The 22,142-nt window shown below is 59.1% G+C and carries 25 protein-coding genes; 19 read left to right on the top strand and 6 right to left on the bottom strand.

Going from position 1 to position 22,142, the window contains the following annotated elements:
* Nucleotides 1-10 precede the first annotated feature (10 nt).
* The 13 genes from rplR to bfr all read left to right on the top strand — a co-directional run bounded on the left by rplR (nt 11) and on the right by bfr (nt 8,261).
* The gene (gene rplR / locus ACODSV_RS21295) at nt 11-361 is read left to right on the top strand and encodes a 50S ribosomal protein L18 (RefSeq protein ID WP_003186037.1); all 351 of its coding nucleotides are present in this window, start codon (nt 11-13) and stop codon (nt 359-361) included.
* 3 nt (nt 362-364) lie between these two features.
* Nucleotides 365-865, top strand: a complete 501-nt coding sequence (gene rpsE / locus ACODSV_RS21290; RefSeq protein ID WP_003186035.1) for a 30S ribosomal protein S5 — start codon at nt 365-367, stop codon at nt 863-865.
* Nucleotides 866-867: 2 nt separating this feature from the next.
* The gene (rpmD, locus tag ACODSV_RS21285) at nt 868-1,044 is read left to right on the top strand and encodes a 50S ribosomal protein L30 (RefSeq protein WP_003176408.1); all 177 of its coding nucleotides are present in this window, start codon (nt 868-870) and stop codon (nt 1,042-1,044) included.
* 3 nt (nt 1,045-1,047) lie between these two features.
* Nucleotides 1,048-1,485, top strand: a complete 438-nt coding sequence (gene rplO / locus ACODSV_RS21280) for a 50S ribosomal protein L15 (RefSeq protein ID WP_003176407.1) — start codon at nt 1,048-1,050, stop codon at nt 1,483-1,485.
* Nucleotides 1,486-2,814, top strand: a complete 1,329-nt coding sequence (gene secY, locus ACODSV_RS21275) for a preprotein translocase subunit SecY (RefSeq protein ID WP_003176406.1) — start codon at nt 1,486-1,488, stop codon at nt 2,812-2,814.
* A 27-nt stretch (nt 2,815-2,841) separates the two neighbouring features.
* Entirely contained in the window at nt 2,842-2,958 is a 117-nt protein-coding gene (rpmJ, locus tag ACODSV_RS21270) for a 50S ribosomal protein L36 (RefSeq protein WP_002555468.1), read from the top strand.
* 129 nt (nt 2,959-3,087) lie between these two features.
* Nucleotides 3,088-3,444 carry a 30S ribosomal protein S13 gene (gene rpsM, locus ACODSV_RS21265; protein WP_024077676.1) on the top strand — a complete coding sequence of 119 codons (357 nt, stop codon included), beginning with the start codon at nt 3,088-3,090 and terminating at the stop codon, nt 3,442-3,444.
* A gap of 30 nt (nt 3,445-3,474) precedes the next feature.
* Nucleotides 3,475-3,864, top strand: a complete 390-nt coding sequence (rpsK, locus tag ACODSV_RS21260) for a 30S ribosomal protein S11 (protein ID WP_002555466.1) — start codon at nt 3,475-3,477, stop codon at nt 3,862-3,864.
* Nucleotides 3,865-3,882: 18 nt separating this feature from the next.
* Nucleotides 3,883-4,503, top strand: a complete 621-nt coding sequence (rpsD, locus tag ACODSV_RS21255) for a 30S ribosomal protein S4 (RefSeq protein WP_003176404.1) — start codon at nt 3,883-3,885, stop codon at nt 4,501-4,503.
* 22 nt (nt 4,504-4,525) lie between these two features.
* Complete coding sequence (locus ACODSV_RS21250) at nt 4,526-5,527, top strand: DNA-directed RNA polymerase subunit alpha (RefSeq protein ID WP_003176403.1); 1,002 nt, start codon at nt 4,526-4,528, stop codon at nt 5,525-5,527.
* A gap of 41 nt (nt 5,528-5,568) precedes the next feature.
* The gene (gene rplQ / locus ACODSV_RS21245; protein ID WP_007918448.1) at nt 5,569-5,955 is read left to right on the top strand and encodes a 50S ribosomal protein L17; all 387 of its coding nucleotides are present in this window, start codon (nt 5,569-5,571) and stop codon (nt 5,953-5,955) included.
* 237 nt (nt 5,956-6,192) lie between these two features.
* On the top strand, nt 6,193-7,641 hold the full coding sequence (locus tag ACODSV_RS21240; protein ID WP_150053887.1) for a catalase: 1,449 nt from the start codon (nt 6,193-6,195) through the stop codon (nt 7,639-7,641).
* Nucleotides 7,642-7,796: 155 nt separating this feature from the next.
* Nucleotides 7,797-8,261, top strand: coding sequence for a bacterioferritin (gene bfr, locus ACODSV_RS21235; protein ID WP_015886133.1), 465 nt, complete (start codon nt 7,797-7,799; stop codon nt 8,259-8,261).
* A gap of 67 nt (nt 8,262-8,328) precedes the next feature.
* Here bfr and uvrA read toward each other — a convergent pair whose 3' ends face one another.
* Entirely contained in the window at nt 8,329-11,163 is a 2,835-nt protein-coding gene (gene uvrA, locus ACODSV_RS21230) for an excinuclease ABC subunit UvrA (RefSeq protein WP_069077106.1), read from the bottom strand.
* 178 nt (nt 11,164-11,341) lie between these two features.
* Between uvrA and ACODSV_RS21225 the strand changes: the two genes are divergently transcribed.
* Together ACODSV_RS21225 and ACODSV_RS21220 are read left to right on the top strand one after the other, a co-directional pair.
* A complete protein-coding gene (locus tag ACODSV_RS21225) occupies nt 11,342-12,736 on the top strand; it encodes an MFS transporter (RefSeq protein WP_150053888.1) in 1,395 nt (464 codons plus the stop codon).
* 9 nt (nt 12,737-12,745) lie between these two features.
* Nucleotides 12,746-13,261: a single-stranded DNA-binding protein gene (locus ACODSV_RS21220; protein WP_003232445.1), complete on the top strand. Its 516-nt coding sequence runs from the start codon at nt 12,746-12,748 to the stop codon at nt 13,259-13,261.
* Nucleotides 13,262-13,336: 75 nt separating this feature from the next.
* Here ACODSV_RS21220 and ACODSV_RS21215 read toward each other — a convergent pair whose 3' ends face one another.
* Complete coding sequence (locus ACODSV_RS21215; RefSeq protein ID WP_173903815.1) at nt 13,337-14,245, bottom strand: LysR family transcriptional regulator; 909 nt, start codon at nt 14,243-14,245, stop codon at nt 13,337-13,339.
* 117 nt (nt 14,246-14,362) lie between these two features.
* On the opposite strand from ACODSV_RS21215, the gene tam reads away from it, so the two are divergent.
* Complete coding sequence (gene tam / locus ACODSV_RS21210; RefSeq protein ID WP_150053890.1) at nt 14,363-15,124, top strand: trans-aconitate 2-methyltransferase; 762 nt, start codon at nt 14,363-14,365, stop codon at nt 15,122-15,124.
* 23 nt (nt 15,125-15,147) lie between these two features.
* On the opposite strand, the gene ACODSV_RS21205 is transcribed toward tam, so the two are convergent.
* Nucleotides 15,148-15,711: a cysteine hydrolase family protein gene (locus tag ACODSV_RS21205; RefSeq protein ID WP_024077670.1), complete on the bottom strand. Its 564-nt coding sequence runs from the start codon at nt 15,709-15,711 to the stop codon at nt 15,148-15,150.
* Nucleotides 15,712-15,807: 96 nt separating this feature from the next.
* On the opposite strand from ACODSV_RS21205, the gene ACODSV_RS21200 reads away from it, so the two are divergent.
* The 3 genes from ACODSV_RS21200 to ACODSV_RS21190 all read left to right on the top strand — a co-directional run bounded on the left by ACODSV_RS21200 (nt 15,808) and on the right by ACODSV_RS21190 (nt 18,805).
* Nucleotides 15,808-16,779 (top strand): GlxA family transcriptional regulator, encoded by a 972-nt coding sequence (locus ACODSV_RS21200; protein ID WP_041161034.1) that lies wholly within the window; start codon nt 15,808-15,810, stop codon nt 16,777-16,779.
* 171 nt (nt 16,780-16,950) lie between these two features.
* Nucleotides 16,951-18,060, top strand: coding sequence for a DUF3182 family protein (locus ACODSV_RS21195; RefSeq protein WP_024077668.1), 1,110 nt, complete (start codon nt 16,951-16,953; stop codon nt 18,058-18,060).
* Nucleotides 18,050-18,805: an alpha/beta hydrolase family protein gene (locus tag ACODSV_RS21190; protein WP_024077667.1), complete on the top strand. Its 756-nt coding sequence runs from the start codon at nt 18,050-18,052 to the stop codon at nt 18,803-18,805. The genes ACODSV_RS21195 and ACODSV_RS21190 overlap by 11 nt, the downstream gene beginning before the upstream one ends.
* 273 nt (nt 18,806-19,078) lie before the next feature.
* Here ACODSV_RS21190 and ACODSV_RS21185 read toward each other — a convergent pair whose 3' ends face one another.
* The 3 genes from ACODSV_RS21185 to ACODSV_RS21175 are packed head-to-tail and all read right to left on the bottom strand — an operon-like array spanning nt 19,079 to nt 22,078.
* Nucleotides 19,079-20,035 (bottom strand): lysylphosphatidylglycerol synthase domain-containing protein, encoded by a 957-nt coding sequence (locus ACODSV_RS21185; RefSeq protein ID WP_069077101.1) that lies wholly within the window; start codon nt 20,033-20,035, stop codon nt 19,079-19,081.
* On the bottom strand, nt 20,025-21,305 hold the full coding sequence (clsB, locus tag ACODSV_RS21180) for a cardiolipin synthase ClsB (RefSeq protein ID WP_150055573.1): 1,281 nt from the start codon (nt 21,303-21,305) through the stop codon (nt 20,025-20,027). The genes ACODSV_RS21185 and clsB overlap by 11 nt, the downstream gene beginning before the upstream one ends.
* Complete coding sequence (locus tag ACODSV_RS21175) at nt 21,302-22,078, bottom strand: endonuclease/exonuclease/phosphatase family protein (protein WP_024077664.1); 777 nt, start codon at nt 22,076-22,078, stop codon at nt 21,302-21,304. Before ACODSV_RS21175 ends, clsB begins: the two co-directional genes overlap by 4 nt.
* Nucleotides 22,079-22,142: the final 64 nt, after the last annotated feature.

The raw sequence follows: 22,142 nt of genomic DNA, 5'->3' as shown, positions 1-22,142 counted from the left end.
GGCATAGCAAATGACCGACAAAAAAGTTACTCGACTGCGTCGCGCTCGCAAAGCACGCCTGAAAATGCACGAACTAGAAGTCGTGCGTCTCTGCGTGTTCCGCTCGTCGCAGCACATCTACGCCCAGGTCATCTCGGCCGACGGCAACAAAGTCCTGGCCAGCGCCTCGACTTTGGATAAAGAACTGCGTGATGGTGCCACTGGCAACATCGACGCGGCCACAAAGGTTGGCCAGCTGGTCGCTACGCGTGCTAAGGCCGCTGGCGTCTCGCAAGTGGCTTTCGACCGCTCTGGCTTCAAGTACCACGGCCGCGTTAAAGCGCTGGCTGATGCTGCTCGTGAAGCTGGGCTGGAGTTCTAAGTTATGTCAAATAACGACCAAAAGCGCGACGAAGGCTACATTGAGAAGCTGGTTCAAGTTAACCGCGTAGCCAAAACCGTTAAAGGCGGCCGTATCTTCACTTTCACCGCGTTGACCGTGGTTGGTGATGGTAAAGGGCGTGTTGGCTTCGGCCGTGGCAAGTCACGTGAAGTGCCTGCTGCGATCCAGAAGGCAATGGAAGCTGCTCGTCGCAACATGATTCAAGTTGACCTGAACGGCACCACTCTGCAGTACGCAATGAAGTCTGCTCATGGCGCTTCGAAGGTGTACATGCAGCCTGCTTCTGAAGGTACCGGTATCATCGCTGGCGGCGCTATGCGTGCTGTCCTCGAAGTTGCTGGCGTTCAGAACGTTCTGGCCAAGTGCTACGGCTCGACTAACCCGGTAAACGTGGTTCACGCCACTTTCAAAGGTTTGAAAGCTATGCAATCTCCTGAATCCATTGCCGCCAAGCGTGGCAAAAGCGTCAAGGAGATCTTCTGATCATGGCTACCGTTAAAGTAACGCTGATCAAAAGCATGACCGGCCGCATCCCTAACCACAAATTGTGCGTTAAGGGTTTGGGTCTGCGTCGCATCGGTCACACTGTAGAAGTCCAGGATACTCCCGAGAATCGCGGGATGATCAACAAGGCTTACTACATGCTGCGTGTCGAGGGTTAATCGATGAAACTCAATGATCTGAGTCCAGCGCCGGGTTCCCGTCGCGAAAAGCATCGTCCGGGCCGTGGTATCGGTAGCGGTTTGGGTAAGACTGGTGGCCGTGGCCACAAAGGTCAAACCTCCCGCTCCGGTGGCACCATTGCTCCAGGCTTTGAAGGCGGTCAACAGCCGCTGCATCGTCGCCTGCCTAAGTTCGGTTTCGTTTCCCTGAAGGCCATGGACCGCGCAGAAGTGCGTCTGTCCGAGCTGGCTAAAGTGGAAGGCGACATCGTTACTGTGCAGACCCTGAAAGATGCCAACGTGATCAACGTCAACGTACAGCGTGTGAAAATCATGCTGTCCGGTGAAGTGACTCGCGCTGTCACTATCGGCAAGGGAATCGGCGCCACCAAAGGTGCGCGTTCGGCTATCGAAGCAGCTGGCGGCAAGTTCGAGGAATAAATGGCTAAGCAAGGTGCTCTCTCAGCGCTCGGCAAAGGCGGTATGTCTGAACTTTGGGCTCGTCTGCGTTTTCTGTTCCTGGCGATTATCGTCTACCGAATAGGCGCACACATCCCGGTTCCAGGTATCAATCCGGACCGACTCGCAGACCTGTTTCGACAGAATGAGGGGACCATTCTTAGCTTGTTCAACATGTTTTCTGGCGGCGCGCTGGAACGGATGAGCATTTTTGCACTGGGGATCATGCCGTACATCTCGGCATCGATCATCATGCAACTGATGACAGCCGTCAGCCCGCAGCTGGAGCAGTTGAAGAAGGAAGGTGAAGCTGGCCGTCGCAAGATTAGCCAGTACACCCGCTACGGCACTGTCATCCTCGCCCTGGTTCAAGCTATCGGCATGTCCGTTGGCCTGGCGGGGCAGGGTGTTGCGTTCACTGGTGACTTTGGCTTCCATTTCGTCGCGGTATCCACGTTTGTGGCTGGTGCGATGTTCATGATGTGGCTGGGTGAGCAGATTACTGAGCGTGGTGTTGGCAACGGTATCTCGATGTTGATTTTCGCAGGTATCGTCGCCGGTCTTCCGAGAGCAATCGGGCAGTCTTTCGAGTCTGCACGTCAGGGTGATATCAACATTTTCGCCTTGGTTGCCATCGGTTTGCTGGCAGTAGCGATTATCGGTTTTGTGGTGTTCATTGAGCGTGGCCAGCGTCGTATTGCTGTTCACTACGCCAAGCGTCAGCAGGGCCGCAAGGTTTTTGCTGCGCAGACCAGCCACTTGCCGCTGAAAGTGAATATGGCCGGTGTTATTCCGGCAATTTTCGCGAGCAGCATCTTGCTGTTTCCGGCTTCGTTGGGTACCTGGTTTGGTCAGTCTGAAAATATGGGCTGGCTGCAGGACCTCTCTCAGTCGATCGCTCCTGGTCAGCCGTTGAATATTCTGCTGTTTAGTGCAGGGATTATTTTCTTCTGCTTCTTCTATACGGCGTTGATGTTCAATCCGAAAGACGTAGCGGAAAACCTGAAGAAGTCCGGTGCCTTTATTCCGGGCATCCGTCCAGGTGAGCAGTCTGCACGCTACATTGATGGCGTTCTGACTCGTTTGACCCTGTTCGGTGCTCTATATATGACGGCCGTCTGCTTGTTGCCCCAGTTCCTGGTGGTTGCAGCAAACGTTCCGTTCTACCTTGGCGGGACCTCGTTGCTGATCGTGGTCGTGGTTGTGATGGACTTCATGTCCCAAGTACAATCGCACCTCGTTTCGCACCAGTACGAATCCCTGATGAAGAAAGCCAACCTGAAGGGTTACGGCAGCGGCATGTTGCGCTGAGTACCCATAAGGTTCGAGGAGTTGGTGATGAAAGTTCGTGCATCGGTGAAAAAGCTGTGCCGTAACTGCAAGATTATTCGCCGCGAAGGTGTTGTTCGAGTAATTTGCAGCGCGGAACCGCGTCACAAACAGCGCCAAGGCTGAGTGTGATCCGCTTGAAGCCCGGCAGCTAGTGCGCTGCCGGGTTGATTATTTGTTATTACAGCGATATTATCTCGCGCCCTATTTCTTGGCTTCCGGGGCGTAGGTAGCTGTCAATTGGAGTCCCACTGAATGGCCCGTATTGCAGGCGTTAACATTCCAGATAACAAGCACACTGTTATCTCGCTGACCTACATCTATGGTGTTGGTCGCACTACTGCGCAGAAAATTTGCGCAGTTGCTGGGGTAAACCCAGCCGCTAAGATCAAGGATCTGAGCGACGAGCAGATTGAATTGCTGCGTGGCGAAGTGGCGAAGTTCACCACTGAAGGTGACCTGCGTCGCGAAATCAACATGAAAATCAAGCGTTTGATGGACCTCGGTTGCTATCGCGGTCTGCGTCATCGTCGTGGTCTTCCAGTACGCGGTCAGCGTACCAAGACTAACGCGCGTACCCGTAAAGGTCCGCGTAAGCCGATCCGCAAGTAATCGCCCCAGCGAATCGACAGGAAAATTATCATGGCAAAACCTGCTGCTCGTCCTCGTAAAAAAGTTAAAAAGACAGTGGTTGATGGCATCGCCCACATCCATGCATCTTTTAACAACACCATCGTGACCATCACCGACCGTCAAGGTAACGCGCTTTCTTGGGCTACCTCCGGTGGTTCGGGTTTCCGCGGTTCCCGCAAGTCCACCCCGTTTGCTGCTCAAGTAGCTGCTGAACGTGCTGGTCAAGCTGCGCTGGAATATGGCCTGAAAAACCTCGACGTTAACGTCAAAGGTCCAGGTCCAGGTCGTGAGTCTGCTGTCCGTGCTTTGAACGGCTGTGGCTATAAGATCGCCAGCATCACCGACGTGACGCCAATCCCGCACAACGGGTGCCGTCCGCCGAAGAAGCGCCGCGTGTAATCCAGGAGATTGTAAAGAATGGCTCGTTACATTGGTCCAAAATGCAAACTCGCTCGTCGCGAAGGCACCGATCTCTTCCTGAAGAGCGGCGTGCGCGCGATCGAATCGAAGTGCAACATCGAAGCAGCACCTGGTATCCACGGCCAACGCCGCGGTCGCCAGTCCGATTACGGCACCCAACTGCGTGAAAAGCAGAAGGTCCGTCGTATCTACGGCGTTCTCGAGCGTCAGTTCAGCGGCTACTACAAAGAAGCTGCTGGCAAGAAAGGTGCAACCGGTGAAAACCTGCTGCAACTGCTCGAATGCCGTCTGGACAACGTTGTATACCGTATGGGCTTTGGTTCTACTCGTGCCGAATCCCGTCAGCTGGTATCGCACAAGTCGATCAGCGTTAACGGCCAGACCGTAAACGTTCCGTCCTACCAGGTTCGTGCTGGTGACGTGGTCGCAGTTCGCGAGAAAGCAAAAAACCAACTTCGCATTGTCCAAGCTCTCGATCTGTGTGCCCAACGTGGCCGCGTAGAATGGGTAGAAGTAGACACTGAGAAGAAGTCGGGCGTTTTCAAGAACGTTCCTGCTCGCAGTGATCTGTCCGCCGACATCAACGAAAGCCTGATTGTCGAGCTCTACTCCAAGTAAGGGCTAGAAAATAGGTGCATCCATGCAGATTTCGGTAAATGAGTTCCTGACACCCCGCCATATTGATGTGCAGGTTGTCAGTCCAACCCGCGCCAAGATCACTCTCGAGCCTCTCGAGCGTGGTTTTGGCCACACCCTGGGCAACGCGCTGCGCCGCATCCTGTTGTCCTCAATGCCCGGCTGTGCAGTAGTCGAGGCCGAGATTGACGGTGTGCTCCACGAGTACAGCGCCATCGAAGGTGTACAGGAAGACGTAATTGAAATCCTGTTGAACCTTAAAGGTCTGGCTATCAAGCTGCACGGCCGTGACGAAGTTACGCTGACCTTGTCGAAGAAGGGTTCGGGGGTGGTTACCGCTGCCGATATTCAGCTGGATCATGATGTCGAGATCGTTAACCCCGATCACGTAATCGCTAACCTGGCGTCTAACGGCGCCCTGAACATGAAGCTCACTGTAGCTCGTGGTCGTGGTTATGAACCGGCCGACTCGCGTCAGAGCGATGAAGACGAAAGCCGCAGCATTGGTCGCTTGCAGCTTGACTCTTCGTTCAGCCCGGTTCGCCGTATCGCATACGTGGTGGAAAACGCCCGTGTCGAGCAGCGTACTAACCTGGACAAGCTGGTTATTGATCTGGAAACCAACGGTACTCTGGATCCTGAAGAGGCTATCCGCCGCGCTGCAACCATTCTGCAACAGCAGTTGGCTGCGTTCGTCGACCTCAAAGGTGACAGCGAACCAGTGGTAATCGAGCAGGAAGACGAGATCGATCCGATCCTGCTTCGCCCGGTTGACGATCTGGAACTGACTGTACGTTCGGCTAACTGCCTTAAGGCGGAAAACATTTACTACATCGGCGACCTGATTCAGCGTACCGAAGTAGAACTGTTGAAGACTCCGAACCTGGGCAAGAAATCCTTGACTGAAATCAAGGACGTTCTGGCCTCCCGCGGTCTGTCCCTCGGCATGCGCCTCGACAACTGGCCGCCTGCAAGTCTTAAGAAGGACGACAAGGCGACTGCCTGATCGTCGTAATCACCGAACGTGAGTTTGGTAAGGAATGAACCATGCGTCATCGTAAAAGTGGTCGTCACCTGAGCCGTACCAGCTCGCACCGCAAGGCCATGTTCCAAAACATGGCGGTGTCGCTGTTCGAGCACGAGCTGATCAAAACTACACTGCCGAAAGCTAAAGAACTGCGTCGCGTTGCTGAGCCGCTGATCACTTTGGCTAAGACAGACAGCCTGGCTAACCGCCGTCTGGCTTTCGACCGTACTCGTTCGAAAGCTATCGTTGGTAAGCTCTTCAACGACCTGGGCAAGCGTTATGCTACCCGTGAGGGTGGCTACCTGCGCATCCTCAAGTGCGGTTTCCGCACTGGCGACAACGCGCCTATGGCGTACGTCGAGTTGGTTGATCGTGCTACTGCCGGCGAAGCTGTAAGCGCCGAGTAAGACGACAGTCTGTAACGAAGAACCGGGCCTAGTGCCCGGTTTTTTGTGCGCGCGACAAAAGCGCGATATGTACAAGTTTCCTGCTGTGGCGTTGGGCACTATGGGGTTTGGATTGTTGGTAGAAATTTTCTATTGAGGCTCACAATTTAATGAATTTGTAGCCGTCATGTTGATGATTAATACTTCCTCCAAGCCGATTAGCCTGTAGTTCCAAGTCCGACCAGAGGAAAACTGAACATGAGCCAGAACAAAATCCTTACCACCGCCAGCGGTGCACCCGTTGCGGACAACCAGAATTCCCGTTCCGCCGGCCCACGAGGTCCGTTGCTGCTCGACGACTTTCACCTGATCGAGAAGCTCGCCCACTTCAACCGCGAAAATATTCCAGAGCGTCGCGTGCACGCCAAGGGTTCGGGTGCCTATGGCACCTTCACGGTCACCCGAGACATCACTCAGTACACCAGTGCCAAGCTGTTCGAGGCCGTGGGCAAGCAAACCCCGACGTTCCTGCGGTTCTCCACGGTAGGTGGTGAGCGTGGTTCGGCTGACACTGAACGTGACCCACGTGGTTTTGCCTTGAAGTTCTACACCGAAGAAGGCAACTGGGACATCGTCGGTAACAACACTCCGGTGTTCTTCATCCGCGATCCGTTGAAATTCCCTGACTTCATTCACACCCAAAAGCGCCTGCCGCAAAGCAACTTGAAGAGCGCGCAGATGATGTGGGACTTCTGGTCGCACTCTCCAGAGGCGCTGCATCAGGTCACTATCCTGTTTTCGGACCGGGGCATTCCTGATGGCTACCGTCACATGCATGGCTTCGGCAGTCACACCTACAGCCTGATTAATGCCAAGGGTGAGCGTCACTGGGTCAAGTGGCACTACAAAACCAAGCAGGGCATTAAGAACCTGGCGCCGGCAGAAGCAGCGCGGCTGGCAGGTACCGATCCTGATTATGCACAGCGTGATCTGTTCGGTGCGATCGAGCGCGGTGACTTCCCGAAATGGCGTGTGTGCATTCAGATCATGACCGAGGCCCAGGCCAACGCTCATTACGAGAACCCTTTTGACGTGACCAAGACCTGGTCGCAGAAGGAATTCCCATTGATCGAAGTCGGTGAATTGGAGCTCAACCGCAACCCGCAGAACTACTTCGCCGAAGTAGAACAAGCAGCGTTCGGTCCAAGCAACATGGTGCCAGGTGTTGGTCTGTCGCCAGACCGTATGCTTCAAGGGCGTGTCTTCGCTTATGCAGATGCTCACCGCTACCGCGTTGGTACCAATCATCAGCAACTGCCGGTAAACGCCCCACGTAGCCCGGTGAACAGCTATCAACGTGATGGTTCGATGGCATTCGGCAGTAATGGTGGCGCGGCTCCTAACTACGAGCCAAACAGCTACGCTGACGCACCGAAGCAAGCACCACAATACGCTGAGCCTGCCTTGGCCCTGAGCGGTGCGGCGAATCGTTACGATCACCGCGAAGACACCGACTATTACAGCCACGCCGGCGCGTTGTTCCGCCTGATGAATGATGAGCAGAAAGCGTTGCTCACCAGCAACATCGCCGGAGCCATGGCCGGTGTTTCCAGCGATGTCGTCCAGCGCCAATTGCAGCACTTTTTCAAGGCTGATCCTGCTTATGGAGAAGCAATCGCAAAGGCGCTCGGTGTATCGCTTAACTGACTCTAAACGATAAGCAGAACCGCCCTCATTTGGGCGGTTTTTGCGTTAATTCGACTACTTTTCTCAGTAAATCTGCACTTTTCTGCTGTTGATCCCGTGACCTGGGAGTCATCATGGTTCAAACTACAGACTTTCAAGCAGGGAGATGTAGGGCGATGCAAGGTCACCCCGACGTAATCGATTACCTCAACACGTTGCTGACGGGCGAACTGGCTGCTCGTGACCAATATTTCATCCATTCGCGCATGTATGAAGACTGGGGCTTTACCGAGCTCTATGAGCGTATCAATCACGAAATGGAAGAAGAGGCACAGCACGCCGACGCACTGATGCGCCGTATCCTGATGCTCGAAGGCACGCCACGTATGCGTCCCGATGACCTTGATGTGGGCACCACGGTGCCTGACATGCTCGCTGCCGACCTGCGCCTCGAGTACAAGGTGCGTGCCGCGCTCTGCAAGGGCATCGAGCTCTGCGAGCAGCACAACGACTATGTCACCCGGGAAATCCTGCGGGTGCAGTTGAATGACACCGAAGAAGATCACACCTATTGGCTGGAAAAGCAGTTGGGCCTGATCAAGTTGGTTGGCTTGGAGAATTACCTGCAATCGCAGTTCTGATTCCCGGCTACAAAAAAGCCCCCGTCACTGCTGAAGTGACGGGGGCTTTTTTATCGGGCTTGATAAATCAGGCCCGGTCGCGCGCCAGCAAGGGCTTGAGGTAGTAACCCGTGTGGGACTGTGGCATTTCGGAGACCTGCTCCGGCGTGCCCACCGCAATGATCTGGCCACCCTTGGAACCGCCTTCCGGGCCGAGGTCAACCAGCCAGTCGGCCGTCTTGATCACATCCAGATTGTGCTCGATCACCACCACGGTGTTGCCGTGGTCGCGCAGGCGATGCAAGACATCCAGCAACTGTTGAATATCCGCGAAATGCAGGCCGGTAGTTGGCTCATCCAGGATATACAAGGTCTTGCCGGTATCGCGCTTGGACAGCTCGCGAGACAGCTTCACCCGTTGCGCTTCACCGCCGGATAGAGTGGTCGCGGACTGCCCAAGTTTGATATAGGACAAGCCCACATCCATCAGCGTTTGCAGCTTGCGCGCCAGCGCCGGGACCGCATCGAAGAACACCCGCGCTTCCTCGATAGTCATTTCCAGGGTTTCGTGGATGCTCTTGCCCTTGTACTTGATCTCCAGGGTTTCGCGGTTGTAGCGCTTGCTCTTGCACACATCGCACGGCACATAGATGTCTGGCAGGAAGTGCATCTCCACCTTGATCAAGCCATCACCCTGGCATGCTTCGCAGCGCCCGCCTTTGACGTTGAACGAGAACCGGCCAGGCCCGTAGCCCCGCGAGCGAGATTCCGGAACGCCAGCGAACAGTTCGCGAATCGGCGTGAACAGCCCTGTGTAGGTTGCCGGATTGGAGCGTGGTGTGCGGCCAATCGGGCTCTGGTCGATATCGACCACTTTGTCCAGGTGCTCCAGGCCCTTGATGCTGTCGTGTGCCGCCGCTTCCAGGGTGGTCGCGCCGTTCAGGGCGGTGGCACTCAGTGGGAACAGGGTGTTGTTGATCAGCGTGGATTTGCCTGAACCGGAAACACCGGTTACGCACGTCAGCAAGCCCAGGGGAATTTCCAGGTCGACATTGCGCAAGTTGTTGCCCCGCGCGCCCTTGAGGTGCAATGCCATCTTCTTGTTACGTGGCGTACGCTTGGCTGGCACTTCAATCTTCACTCGGCCAGACAGGTACTTGCCGGTCAACGAGTCAGGGTGAGCCATGACTTCGGCGGGCGTGCCCTCGGCGACAATATGACCGCCATGCACGCCAGCCCCAGGGCCGATATCGACTACGTAGTCCGCCAGGCGGATAGCGTCTTCATCATGCTCGACCACAATCACCGTGTTGCCGATATCCCGAAGGTGCTTCAAGGTGCCCAGGAGACGATCATTGTCGCGCTGGTGCAGACCGATCGACGGCTCATCGAGGATGTACAGCACACCCACCAGGCCGGCGCCAATCTGGCTGGCCAGGCGAATCCGCTGGGCTTCGCCGCCTGATAGCGTATCGGCGCTGCGATCCAGCGACAGGTAGTCCAAGCCAACGTTGACCAGGAACTGCAGGCGCTCGCGGATTTCCTTGAGGATCTTGTCGGCAATTTCCCCACGGCGCCCGGTCAGCTTGAGTGCACCGAAGTACTCGCATGCATCGCCGATTGGCAGGTTGGTGACTGCCGGCAGCGTCTTCTCGCCAACCCACACATGCCGCGCCTCACGGCGCAGGCGAGTGCCGCGGCAATCCGGGCAGGGTTGAGTGCTGAGGAACTTCGCCAGTTCTTCGCGCACGCTCGCCGATTCAGTCTCGCGGTAGCGCCGCTCCAGGTTCGGCACGATGCCTTCGAACGGGTGGGAGCGCTTGACGATATCGCCACGGTCGTTCAGGTATTTGAAATCGACGTTCTGCGAGCCACTGCCATTGAGGATGACTTTCTGCTGTTCTGCCGACAGTTGATTGAATGGCACTTCAAGGCTGAACTTGTAGTGGGACGCCAGCGACCCCAGCATCTGGAAGTAGTAGACGTTACGTCTGTCCCAGCCGCGTATCGCGCCCTCCGCCAATGTCAGCTCCCCGTTAACGAGGCGCTTGATGTCGAAGAATTGCTTCACGCCCAGGCCATCGCAGGTCGGGCAGGCGCCGGCCGGGTTGTTGAAGGAGAACAGCTTGGGTTCCAGCTCGCTGATGGCATGGCCACAGATCGGGCAGGCAAAGCGCGCGGAGAAGATGATCTCTTCGCCCGGCTCGTCATCCATCGGCGCCACCAGGGCTATACCGTCTGCCAGCTTCAACGCAGTCTCGAACGATTCTGCCAGACGCTGCTGCAGGTCGGCCCGCACTTTGAAGCGGTCGACCACCACATCGATCGAGTGCTTCTTCTGCTTGTCGAGCTTCGGCGCTTCGTCCAGTTCGTAGAGCTTGCCGTTGATGCGTGCGCGCACAAAGCCCTGCGCACGCAGCTCTTCGAATACGGAAAGGTGTTCACCCTTGCGTTCGCGAATCACCGGCGCCAGCAGCATCAGCTTGGCGCCTTCCGGTTGGGCCAGCACCAGGTCGACCATCTGGCTGACGGTCTGGGCTTCCAGTGGAATGTCGTGGTCCGGGCAACGGGGAATGCCCACTCGCGCGTACAGCAGGCGCAGGTAGTCGTAGATTTCGGTGATGGTGCCCACGGTGGAGCGCGGGTTGTGGGACGTCGACTTCTGTTCGATGGAAATCGCCGGCGACAGGCCTTCAATGGTGTCGACGTCGGGTTTTTCCATCATCGACAGGAACTGGCGGGCATAGGCCGACAGCGATTCCACATAGCGACGCTGACCTTCGGCATACAGCGTGTCGAACGCCAGGGAAGATTTGCCGGAGCCGGACAAGCCGGTGATGACGATCAATTTGTCCCGGGGCAGGGTCAGGTCGATGTTCTTCAGGTTGTGGGTTCTAGCCCCACGAATCAGGATCTTGTCCAAGATGGCCTCGCACGGCGGGCGTAAATAATGCAGGAGTATACGGCTAAAGACTGGATGAATATACACTGTCAAAGTGCCGGGTGCAGCCTTACATGAAAGCTGCGCGGCAAAGCGCCGCATATACCCTCTCAATCGATGGGACTGGTAGAATCGCCGCCGGTTCACACGAGGTTTTTCCATGCACGATCCCCACAGCGAACGCATGAGTAGCGGCGAGACCCGAGCAGCAAGCGGTCTGGCCCTGGTGTTCGCCTTCCGTATGCTTGGCATGTTTATGGTGTTGCCAGTGCTGGCGACCTATGGAATGGATCTCGCAGGAGCGACCCCCGCCTTGATCGGCCTGGCCATTGGCGCCTATGGCCTGACCCAGGCGATTTTCCAGATTCCATTCGGCATCATTTCCGACCGTATTGGCCGCCGCCCTGTGATTTACCTGGGGCTGATCGTGTTCGCTCTCGGCAGCGTGCTCGCGGCCCAGTCGGATTCGATCTGGGGCGTGATCGCCGGACGTATCCTGCAGGGGGCCGGGGCAATTTCCGCAGCGGTCATGGCGTTGCTGTCCGACCTCACCCGCGAGCAACACCGCACCAAGGCCATGGCCATGATCGGCATGACCATCGGTCTGTCGTTCGCCGTGGCGATGGTGGTCGGCCCGTTGCTGACGCGCGCCTTTGGCTTGCACGGCTTGTTCCTGGCCACCGGCGGCATGGCGTTGTTCGGGATCGTGATCGTGGCCTTCATGGTGCCGCGCTCCACCGGCACGTTGCAGCACCGTGAGTCGGGCGTCGCCCGCAAGGCCCTGTTGCCGACACTCAAGCATCCGGATTTGCTGCGCCTGGATTTAGGTATCTTCGTATTACACGCAATGCTGATGTGCAGTTTCGTCGCCTTGCCCCTGGCCCTGGTGCAAAAAGCCGGGTTGCCCAAGGAGCAGCACTGGTGGGTCTACCTGACTGCCCTCCTGATTTCGTTCTTCGCCATGATCCCCTTCATCATCTACGGCGAGAAGAAACGCAAAATGAAACGAGTTTTACTCGGCGCCGTCGCGACGCTGATGCTCACTGAGCTATTCTTCTGGCAGTTCGGCGACAGCCTGCGGGCACTGGTAATCGGTACGGTGGTGTTCTTCACCGCATTCAACCTGCTGGAGGCCTCGTTGCCTTCGCTGATCAGTAAAGTTTCACCGGCCGGTGGCAAGGGCACGGCAATGGGGGTGTACTCCACCAGCCAGTTCCTTGGTTCTGCACTGGGCGGCATCATGGGTGGCTGGATGTTCCAGCACGGCGGTTTGTCGGTTGTGTTCCTGGGATGTGCCGGGCTGGCTGCACTTTGGCTGGCCTTTGCTGTTACCATGCGCGAACCTCCCTACGTCACAAGTCTGCGTTTGCCGCTATCGCCCGAGGCGATCCGTGAAAGCGGTCTGGTAGAGCGCCTCAAGGCCGTCGTTGGGGTAACCGATGCAGTCGTGGTTGCTGAAGAAGCAGCCATTTACATCAAATTGGACACCGAATTATTGGATCGCGCGACGCTCGAGCAACTGGTCAACCCAGTGCCGGCAGCGCGCCCAGCTTAGGAGAACGTTATGGCCCGTGGGGTTAACAAAGTCATATTGGTCGGTACATGCGGCCAGGATCCCGAAGTTCGCTACTTGCCTAACGGTAATGCCGTGACCAACCTGAGTCTGGCGACCAGCGAACAGTGGACCGACAAGCAGACCGGCCAGAAGGTCGAGAAAACCGAATGGCACCGCGTGTCGATGTTCGGCAAGGTGGCAGAGATCGCCGGTGAATACCTGCGCAAAGGCTCGCAGGTCTACATCGAAGGCAAGCTGCAAACCCGCGAGTGGGAAAAAGACGGTATCAAGCGTTACACCACTGAAATCGTGGTCGACATGCAAGGCACCATGCAACTGCTGGGCGGCCGTCCACAGGGTGACCAACAGGGCCAGGGCGGCATGTCCAACTCGGCACCGCGCCCACAGCAGTCCCGTCCGCAGCCAAGCCAGCAGCCACAACGTGAGTCGCGCCCAGCGCCACAACAGGCCGCTCCGCAACCGGCTCCGGATTTCGACAGCTTTGATGACGATATCCCGTTCTAAGGTCGCAGACCCGCAACGAGCGATACTCAAGAACCCCCGCTGGCGCAGGCCGCGGGGGTTTTTTATGGCTACTGATCAGGCGTCTGTTGCCGCCGTGGTCAGCACCATGTCCTTGAACCGCCGCAATACGGCCGAGTCATCACCGGCTCGCGTCGCCAGGTGGAGCGGCGCCACCAGGTTCTGGCAATCCGTCAGTGGCCGATAGACGATGCCGTCTCCACGCAGCCGTTGCATCGACGCCGGCACGATGGATACGCCAAGGCCCGCTGCCACCAGGCTCAAGGTTGCTGTCATGCGCGGCGCTTCCTGCACCACTTGCGGGCTGAACCCCGCTTCACGGCAGGCCACCAGGATCGCGTCATACAAACCCAACCCCACGCGCCGTCGATAGAGTACGAAGGACTCAGTAGCCAGTGCCGCCAAAGGCAGGGGGGAGGCGGCGTCGAGTGCCAGGGGATGATCGGTGGGCAGTGCCAACAACATGGGCTCCACGAGGATCGGTTGGTCCTGCAGCGATTGAATCCCGCTGAGCGGTGAGCGGATAAAGGCTGCGTCGAGTTTTTCATGCACCAGCGCATCCAGCAGTTCGCCGGTACCTGCTTCCTCCAGCACCACCGAGACGCCCACGAAGGTTTCGCGAAACAGCCGCAGCACACTGGGCACGAATGGGTGCAGGGCGGCCGAACTGGTAAACCCGATGGCCAGCCGTCCGCGCTCACCTCGGGCAGCGCGACGCACGACCTCCGCCACGCCGTCGACACGTGCCAACACCTCGCGCGCTTCCTCCAGCAACGCCAGCCCGGCAGGGGTTGGGCGCACGCCACGGGGCAGGCGTTCCATCAGCACAACGCCCAGCTCGGCCTCAAGGCTTTGCAGCAGTCGCGTCAGCGGTGGCTGCTGCATCCCCAAACGTTCCGCCGCGCGGGTGATATAGCCTTCTTCGGCAATGGCGACAAAGGCTCTGAGTTGGCGCAACTCCAACATAGGGATACTTTTCAGGTATGGGAGGTCGTCAATCCTGGCATTTGTTCTCATGGCTCACAAGATTTAGGCTGTCTTCACCCTTTAAAAAGCCGCCTCTAAAAAAGAAGGAAAGCCGCGATGACCTGGTCTGCCAAGCAATACACGATGTTTGAACAACAGCGCACTCGCCCGGTTCGTGACTTGGTCGCGGCCATTCCCAATACCGAGGTGCGCACCGCTGTCGACTTGGGCTGTGGCCCCGGTAACTCCACTGAAGTGCTGGCCGGGCGTTTCCCGCAAGCGCAGGTCACCGGCATGGACAGCTCCGATGACATGCTGGTCGACGCCCGTAAACGCCTGCCGGGGCTGAACTTCGAACGGGCGGATATCGGTGCCTGGAGCCCCGAGCAGGCCTTCGACGTCATCCTGGCCAACGCCTCCCTGCAATGGCTGCCCGATCACGCCACGCTCTACCCGCACCTGGTCAACCAACTGACGCCCGGTGGCACGCTGGCGGTGCAAACTCCGGACAACCTTGATGAGCCTGCCCACCGGTTGGCACGAGAGGTAGCGGCAGACGGCCCATGGTCCGCGAAGATCGGTGCGGTCAAACACCATGAGCGGCACACCGCGAGCTACTACTACGAGCTACTCAGCCAACACTGCAGCGTCGTCGACGTGTGGCGCACCACCTACCTGCATCCGTTGGCGGATCATGCGGCGGTGGTGGAGTGGTTTAAAGGTTCTGCATTGCGGCCATTTCTTGCGCCGTTGAGCGACGGGGAAAAGGCCGCATTCCTACGGGAATACCAGGCACGGATTACGCAGGCTTACCCAGCCCTGGGCGATGGCACCGTGCTGCTGCCGTTTCCGCGCCTGTTCGTCATCGCCACGCGCTGAAGCCAGCAGCATACGGGGGGCGGTCACGCGGCCGCCGTTTGTGTCTTGAGGTATTCATCCGCTGACACCACGCCTGCATAGCCGAATGCCAGCGATGCCATATAAGCGTCATGCACCTGCGCCGCCGGGATGACTTTGCCATTGAATTCCAGGTCGCGCGTGGCGCAGGCGTCATGGATCAGCGTGACCTTGTAGCCCAGGTCCGCCGCCGCTCGCACCACCGCATCGATGCACATGTGGCTCATGCTGCCGACCACCACCAGTTCGGTAATGCTGCGTTGTTCCAACAGCTCACGCAGGTTGGTTTCACGGAACGCATTCACGAAATGCTTCAGTACCACCGGCTCATTGCCCTCGTTCAACACCTTGGGGTGCAAGTGCGCCCCCTCGGAGTTCGGTGTAAAGAAGGGAGCATCCTGCGAGGTGAACTCATGGCGCACATGTATCACCGCATCGCCCGCCTGGCGAAAGGCCTGGAGCACTTGTGCAGCCTTGTCCGCCGCGGCTTCCACGCCGCTGAGCGGCCACTTGCCCTGGGGGAAGTAGTCGTTCTGGATATCGATTAGGATGAGTGCTTGCTTGGCCATGGGTGTTGCCTCGTGATGGGTTGATGGGGCCAGTATCTTAGCTGGCGCCGCTGCCGAGGATTGGCTGCACCGACAATAACAGGGGGAAAACTGACAATGGCCGTGGAACGCTCGATCGTCGAGCTGGGTGTATTGATCTATCAAGGGGCGCAATTGGCTGCGGTGCATGGCTTGACCGACCTGTTCGGCGTGGCCAACCGGATCGCCGCCGAGCATCAATCCGCGCAACTGCCGCTGCTGCGGGTCAGCCACTGGCAGGTGGATGCCCAGGGTACCCCCGCGCGGGTATTCGACAGCCATCCCGGCCCTGATCTGCCGCTGATGGCCGTGCTGGTGCCGCCCTCGATTGGCGAGTTCACCGACGAGCAAGCGCCGCCTGCGTTGCTGGCGTGGATTCGCCAGCAACACGCGGCGGGCACGGTTCTCGGTGGCGTGTGCATTGGTTCGATCATGCTGGCGCGTAGTGGCCTGCTGGACGGGCGCAGCGCCACCACGCATTGGTCCTCCGCCACATCCTTCGCCGCTCGTTACCCAGCCGTACGCCTGGAGGCGGATAAACCGATTGTCGATGACGGCGACCTGATCACGACCGCCGGGCTGATGGCCTGGTCCGAACTTGGCCTGCGCCTGGTTGACCGCACCATGGGCCCGAGCATTGCGGCCCAGACCGCCCGGTTCCTGGTGATCGCGCACAGTGACAGCGCCAGCCACTGCGGCAGCAACTTTGCGCCGATTCTCGGGCACGGCGACAGCGCGATCCTCAAGGTGCAGCACTGGTTGCAGGCCAGTGGTGCGGTGGATGTCAGCGTGGCGGCAATGGCCCAGGAGGCGGGTCTGGAAGAGCGTACATTCCTGCGGCGCTTTCGCGGCGCAACAGGGTTGAAGCCCACCGAATACTGCCAGCACTTGAGGGTCGGCAAGGCTCGGCAGATGCTGGAGTTCACCAACGGCACCATCGACCATATCGCCTGGACCGTGGGTTATCAGGACCCCAGTGCCTTTCGCGCCACCTTCAAGAAAATCACCGGCCTGGCCCCCAGTGATTACCGCAGCCGGTTTGGGGTGTGAATCGTGCAGAACACCGCGTCCATCCGCGGCTGTCGTGCAGAATCAAACAGGCCAACTGCCATCGCTTTTCAGCTAACCACTTGATTTCCACGCCATCGCCTTGAGCCAGGCCTTGGCTTGATCCCTGCAGCAGTGTCTGCACACACATGGCGGGACAATCAAGGGGGACGCATGACCCCAACGCAGCGCAAAAAGCTGGTCGTTGCCCATTCCACGCGGGAGGGCGCGCCCCAGCATGAAGTCGAAACCAATCGCGCCCTGGCGCGCTGGCTGGCGCAGATCCTCGGCCTCAAGTTTGGCGGCAGCTACGACCCCAACCGGCACGCTGGGCGTGATCTGTATGTGCTGCCCACCCAAACCCTGGTCGGCCCGGACCAGGCGCGCCCATTCGGTATTAGTGGCCCTGACGACCTGTGGGGCGGCTATGTCGATCACGACTTCATCTGTACCAAGGCGATCAGTCACGGCGTGTTGGGCCCCGAAGCCGTCGCCCCGGAGGGCTGGTCGACGTTATTTGGTGAGCGCGTGCGCGATGTGGTGTTGGACGGCCTGAGCGTGTTTGCCCTCAAGGATGCGCGGGAAGCTGCGACACGCCTGCTCTACAGTGGGCCGATCCGGTTGAAACCTGTGCACGCCAGCGCCGGGCGTGGCCAGCAAGTGATCCGTAGCCTGGATGAGTTCGACGCGTTGCTGGCGCGCCCCGAAGCGGCGCAGCTGTTCGACGACGGTGTGGTATTGGAACAGGACCTTCAGGATGTGGTCACTCATAGTGTGGGCCAGAGTTTCATCGGCGCGCACCGGTTCAGCTATTGCGGCGAGCAATACTTGACCCAGGACGGGCAGGGTGAAGAGGTCTACGGTGGCTCGAACCTGATCGTGGTCCCGGGTGACTACGACGACCTGCTGCAACTCGACCTGTCCGACGACGTACGCCTGGCCATCCGGCAAGCCCAGGTCTTCGACGCCGCCGCCCTTGAGGCCTACCCTGGTTTTTATGCCTCACGGCGCAACTACGACATCGCCCAGGGCGTGGACAGCAACGGCCAGCGTCGCAGCGGTGTACTTGAACAGTCCTGGCGCATGGGCGGGGCCAGCAGCGCGGAAGTCGCGGCGCTGCAAAGCTTCATCAACCACCCGGGCCTTAAAGCCATTCATGTGTCCTCGGTAGAAACCTACGTGGACCAGCCACTGCCGGCGGATGCCATCGAGGTTTACCGCGGCCCGGCCGAAAACAGCGACTTTCTTCTCAAGTACGTGACGGTTAAACCTTATGACGGCTAGAAGCGAAAGCATTGCGATCGACATCGACGGCGAACAGATGAGCGGCACGTTCTTGAGCCCCAAGTCCAAAGTGCCTGGGGTGTTGTTCGTGCACGGCTGGGGCGGTAGCCAGGAGCGTGATCTGGAACGGGCCAAAGGCATCGCCGGCCTGGGCTGCGTGTGCCTGACCTTCGACCTGCGTGGCCATGCGGGCACTGGCATTCCGTTGTCCCGCGTGACCCGCGAAGACAACCTGCGCGACCTGTTGGCCGCCTACGACCGCCTGCTGTCGCACCCGGCCATCGACACCTCGGCGGTGGCGGTGGTGGGCACCAGTTACGGCGGTTACCTCGCCGCCATTCTGACGTCGTTGCGCCCGGTGCGCTGGCTGGCGCTGCGCGTGCCGGCACTGTACCGCGACCAGGAATGGCTCAAGCCCAAGCGCGATTTGGACAAGGCGGACCTGATGGATTACCGCAGTACGCTGGTGCACGCGCAAACCAACCGCGCCTTGCATGCCTGCGCGCAATTTACCGGCGATGTGCTGATCGTCGAATCGGAAACCGACGACCATGTGCCCCACGCGACCATCATGAGCTACCGTGCGGCGTGCCAGCGGACACACTCCCTGACCCACCGCATCATCGACGGCGCCGACCACGCCCTGAGTGACCCAGTCTCCCAGCAGGCCTACACCTCAATCCTGGTGGACTGGATCACCGAGATGGTGGTGGGCGAACGGTTGAGCATCATCCAGTCCCAATAACCTGGCGCCCACGAATTGGGCGCTCTGTAACCAGCGGGCTTGCCCTAATGCCGTTCAGTTAAGGCTTTTTTGTAGGAGCGAGCTTGCTCGCGAAGCACTCACAGGCGCCGCGTTCATTCAGGAAACACGCGTTATCGTTGACGTTTTTCGCGAGCAAGCTCGCTCCTACAGAAGGTGATGTACGCTTAACTGAACGGCATTAGGACTTGCCCGGCGTTGGGCTGCGTAGCAGCCCCAAAACCAGCCGCTGAGGAGTGCCTGATCCTCCGCCTGTCAAGCCGCTGCCTTCTTCACCCGCAACGCCTTGGCCTTGGCTTCCACCGCGAGGTACATCACCAGCGCAATCAGCAACGGCAAGATAAAGTAGATCGCCCGATACGCAATCAACCCGGCGAGCAAGCTGCCCCGCGACGCCTCATGCTGCAACAGCGCAATAAACACCGCCTCCAGCACCCCAAGCCCGGCAGGGATATGGGTCACCACCCCGGCAATCGCACTGATCAGCAACACCCCCAGCACCAACGGGTAGTCCAGCTTCGCCGGCAGCAGGGTGAAAATCACCGCCGCCATCAATGACCAATTCAACGCACCGAGCGCCAGTTGCAAACACGCCATGCGCAGCGACGGCAGGTTGATCTCGATACCGCGAATCGCCCACGCGCGTTTTGTCGAAAACTGGCAGGCCGCCAAGTAGCCCAGGCTCGCCAGCACCAGCAATACTCCGACACCTTGCAGGGCGCCGCTGCTGAGCTTCCAGCCCGGTGGCATTGTCACCAACCCGCTGCTGAACACGACGCCGGCCAGTGCCATATAGCCGAACCAATTGGTCGCCAGGCTCAAGCCGAGGATCTTGGCAATATTGCCGGTGCTTACCCCCAGGCGCGAATACAGGCGATAACGCATGGCGATACCACCGACCCACGCACTCAGGTTGAGGTTGAACGCATAGCTGATGATCCCCACCGGCAGGATCTGCTTCCAGCGCAGGGGCTGGCGGATGTAGGTGCGGCCGATCAGGTCGAAGCAGGCGTACACGATAAAACTGCACAACGTCAGCGTGCCGGCGATCAGCAAGGTGCGTAGCTTGAAGTCGCCCAAGGTCTGGAACACTTCGCTCCAGTCGATGCGCCGGGCGAGCAGGGTGAACAACACGATCAGCAAGAGGAAGAACGCGACAGTCAGCGGCTTCTTCCAGCGTGTAAAACGCGAGCGGTTGGCTTCAGCGGTCATGGGCCCGACTCTCAAAGGGTTTCAAACGCGGTTTGTGCGCCGGCAGCCAGCCCGTCAACGCCGGGAAATGGCGCATCACATGGAACACCAGGAAACCCACGGTCAAGCGCCAGAGCCACAGGCGCGGCGTGCGGTTTTCCGGCATGGTCTGGCAATGGTGCTTGCTGAGCACTTCGAGGCGTTCGTACAGCTGCTGGTTGAATGCCCGGTCGCGAATCAGCACATTGGCTTCCAGGTTCAGCGACAGGCTCAGCGGGTCCAGGTTGCTGGAACCCACGGTGCTCCAGTCGTCATCCACCAGCGCCACCTTGCCGTGCAGCGGGCGCTGGCAATACTCGTGGATCACCACGCCGTCCTTGAGCAGGTAGTCGTAGAGCATGCGCGCCGCCAGCTTGGCCAGCAGCACATCGGGCTGGCCCTGCATGATCAATTGCACGTGCACGCCCCGCCGCGCGGCGTTGCGGATCTCGCGCAGCAAGCGGTAGCCGGGGAAGAAGTAGGCATTGGCGATCACCGCGCGGCGCTGGGCTTTACTCAGGGCGTGGATATAAGCCTCTTCGATGTCATCGCGGTGCTGCACGTTATCGCGATAAATCAGGCGCACCAGGCCATCGCCGTCTGCCGAGGTCCACAGTGAGGGGCGCCGGTCGCGGCGTCGCCAGCCGCGGCGGCTGCGTACTTTTCGGCCGCTTTGGGCCAGGGCAAAGTGATGCAGGTCGGCGACCGCCGGGCCGACCACCTGCACCGCGTAATCCTGCTTGGCCTCGGGGCCATAGTCGCCCAAGTGGTCGGCAGAGAAGTTGATCCCGCCGATAAACCCCACGCGCGCATCCACCACCACGATCTTGCGGTGCAAGCGGCGGAACCAATTGGTGCGAATGCCGAGGGTCTTGGACGCCGGGTCGAACATCTGCACTATCACCCCGGCTTCGGCCAACTCGGCGAGGAAGGCCGGGCTCAGCTCGCCGCAGCCAAACCCGTCAAGGCTGGCGACGACTTTGACGCCGCGCTGTGCCGCATCGACCAGGATGTCCCGTAGCTCATGGCCAACCTTGTCTTCGAACAGGATGAAGGTTTCCAGCAGGATTTCCCGCTGGGCCTGGCGCATGGCGTCGAACACCTTCGGGAAGTAGGCCTCGCCGTTTTCCAGCAACTCGATCTGGTTGCCGCTCTGCCAGCCGTAATCCAGGTCCCGCGCCGAGGCTTCGTCCGGTGGCTGGTCGGTAGCGATATGGGCGACGGCGACTTTTTCCAGTGGGGCACTGTTCATAGCTCGATCTCCACTGACAGGGGCGCGTGGTCTGACAAATGCGACCAGGGGCGGCTGTTCAACACCTGGGGCGCATGCGCCTTCACATTGCGCACATAGATTCGATCCAGGCGCAGCAGGGGCAGGCGCGCGGGGAAGGTGCGCGGTGGTTTGCCATGGGCCTCGGTAAACACTTCGCGCAGGCCGCAATGGCGCAGGTCGGCGCGCAGGCGCCAGTCGTTGAAGTCGCCGGCAACGATCAGCGGTGCATCGGCGGGAATCTGCGCCACGCGCTCGGCGATCAGGCGCAGTTGCTGCTGGCGATGTTTTTCCTGCAAGCCCAGGTGCACGCAAATGGCATGCAGTTCCTTCTCCTGCCCGGGCAAGCGCATCACGCAATGCAGCAGCCCGCGACTTTCATGGCCGCTCTGGGAGATGTCGAGATTGTCGTAGCGCACGATCTGGAACTTCGACAGCAGCGCATTACCGTGATCGCCATCGGGGTACACCGCATTGCGTCCATAGGCGTACTGCGGCCAGATGCTGTCGGCGAGGAACTCGTACTGCGGCATCGCCGGCCAGTTGCTATAGCGCTTGGGGTGGCGTTCGTGGGTGCCGTGGATTTCCTGCAGGAACACGATGTCGGCCGCCACACTGCGTACCGCCTCGCGTAATTCCGGCAGGATGAAGCGCCGGTTGAGGGCGGTGAAGCCCTTGTGGGTATTGACCGTCAGCACGCGAAAACGGGTGATGGTGGTGGTGGGTGTCGGGGGGATCAGTTCCGAGTGAGTCATGCCAATCCCTCAGGTATCAGTCGTCTCCGGGAGGCGTTGCGTGACGCAATCAACCACGCGCGTT

It is taken from the genome of Pseudomonas sp. FG86 (genome assembly GCF_057808775.1).
Note: the sequence above shows the minus strand (reverse complement) of the source record. Positions and strands in the feature narration are given on the sequence as shown.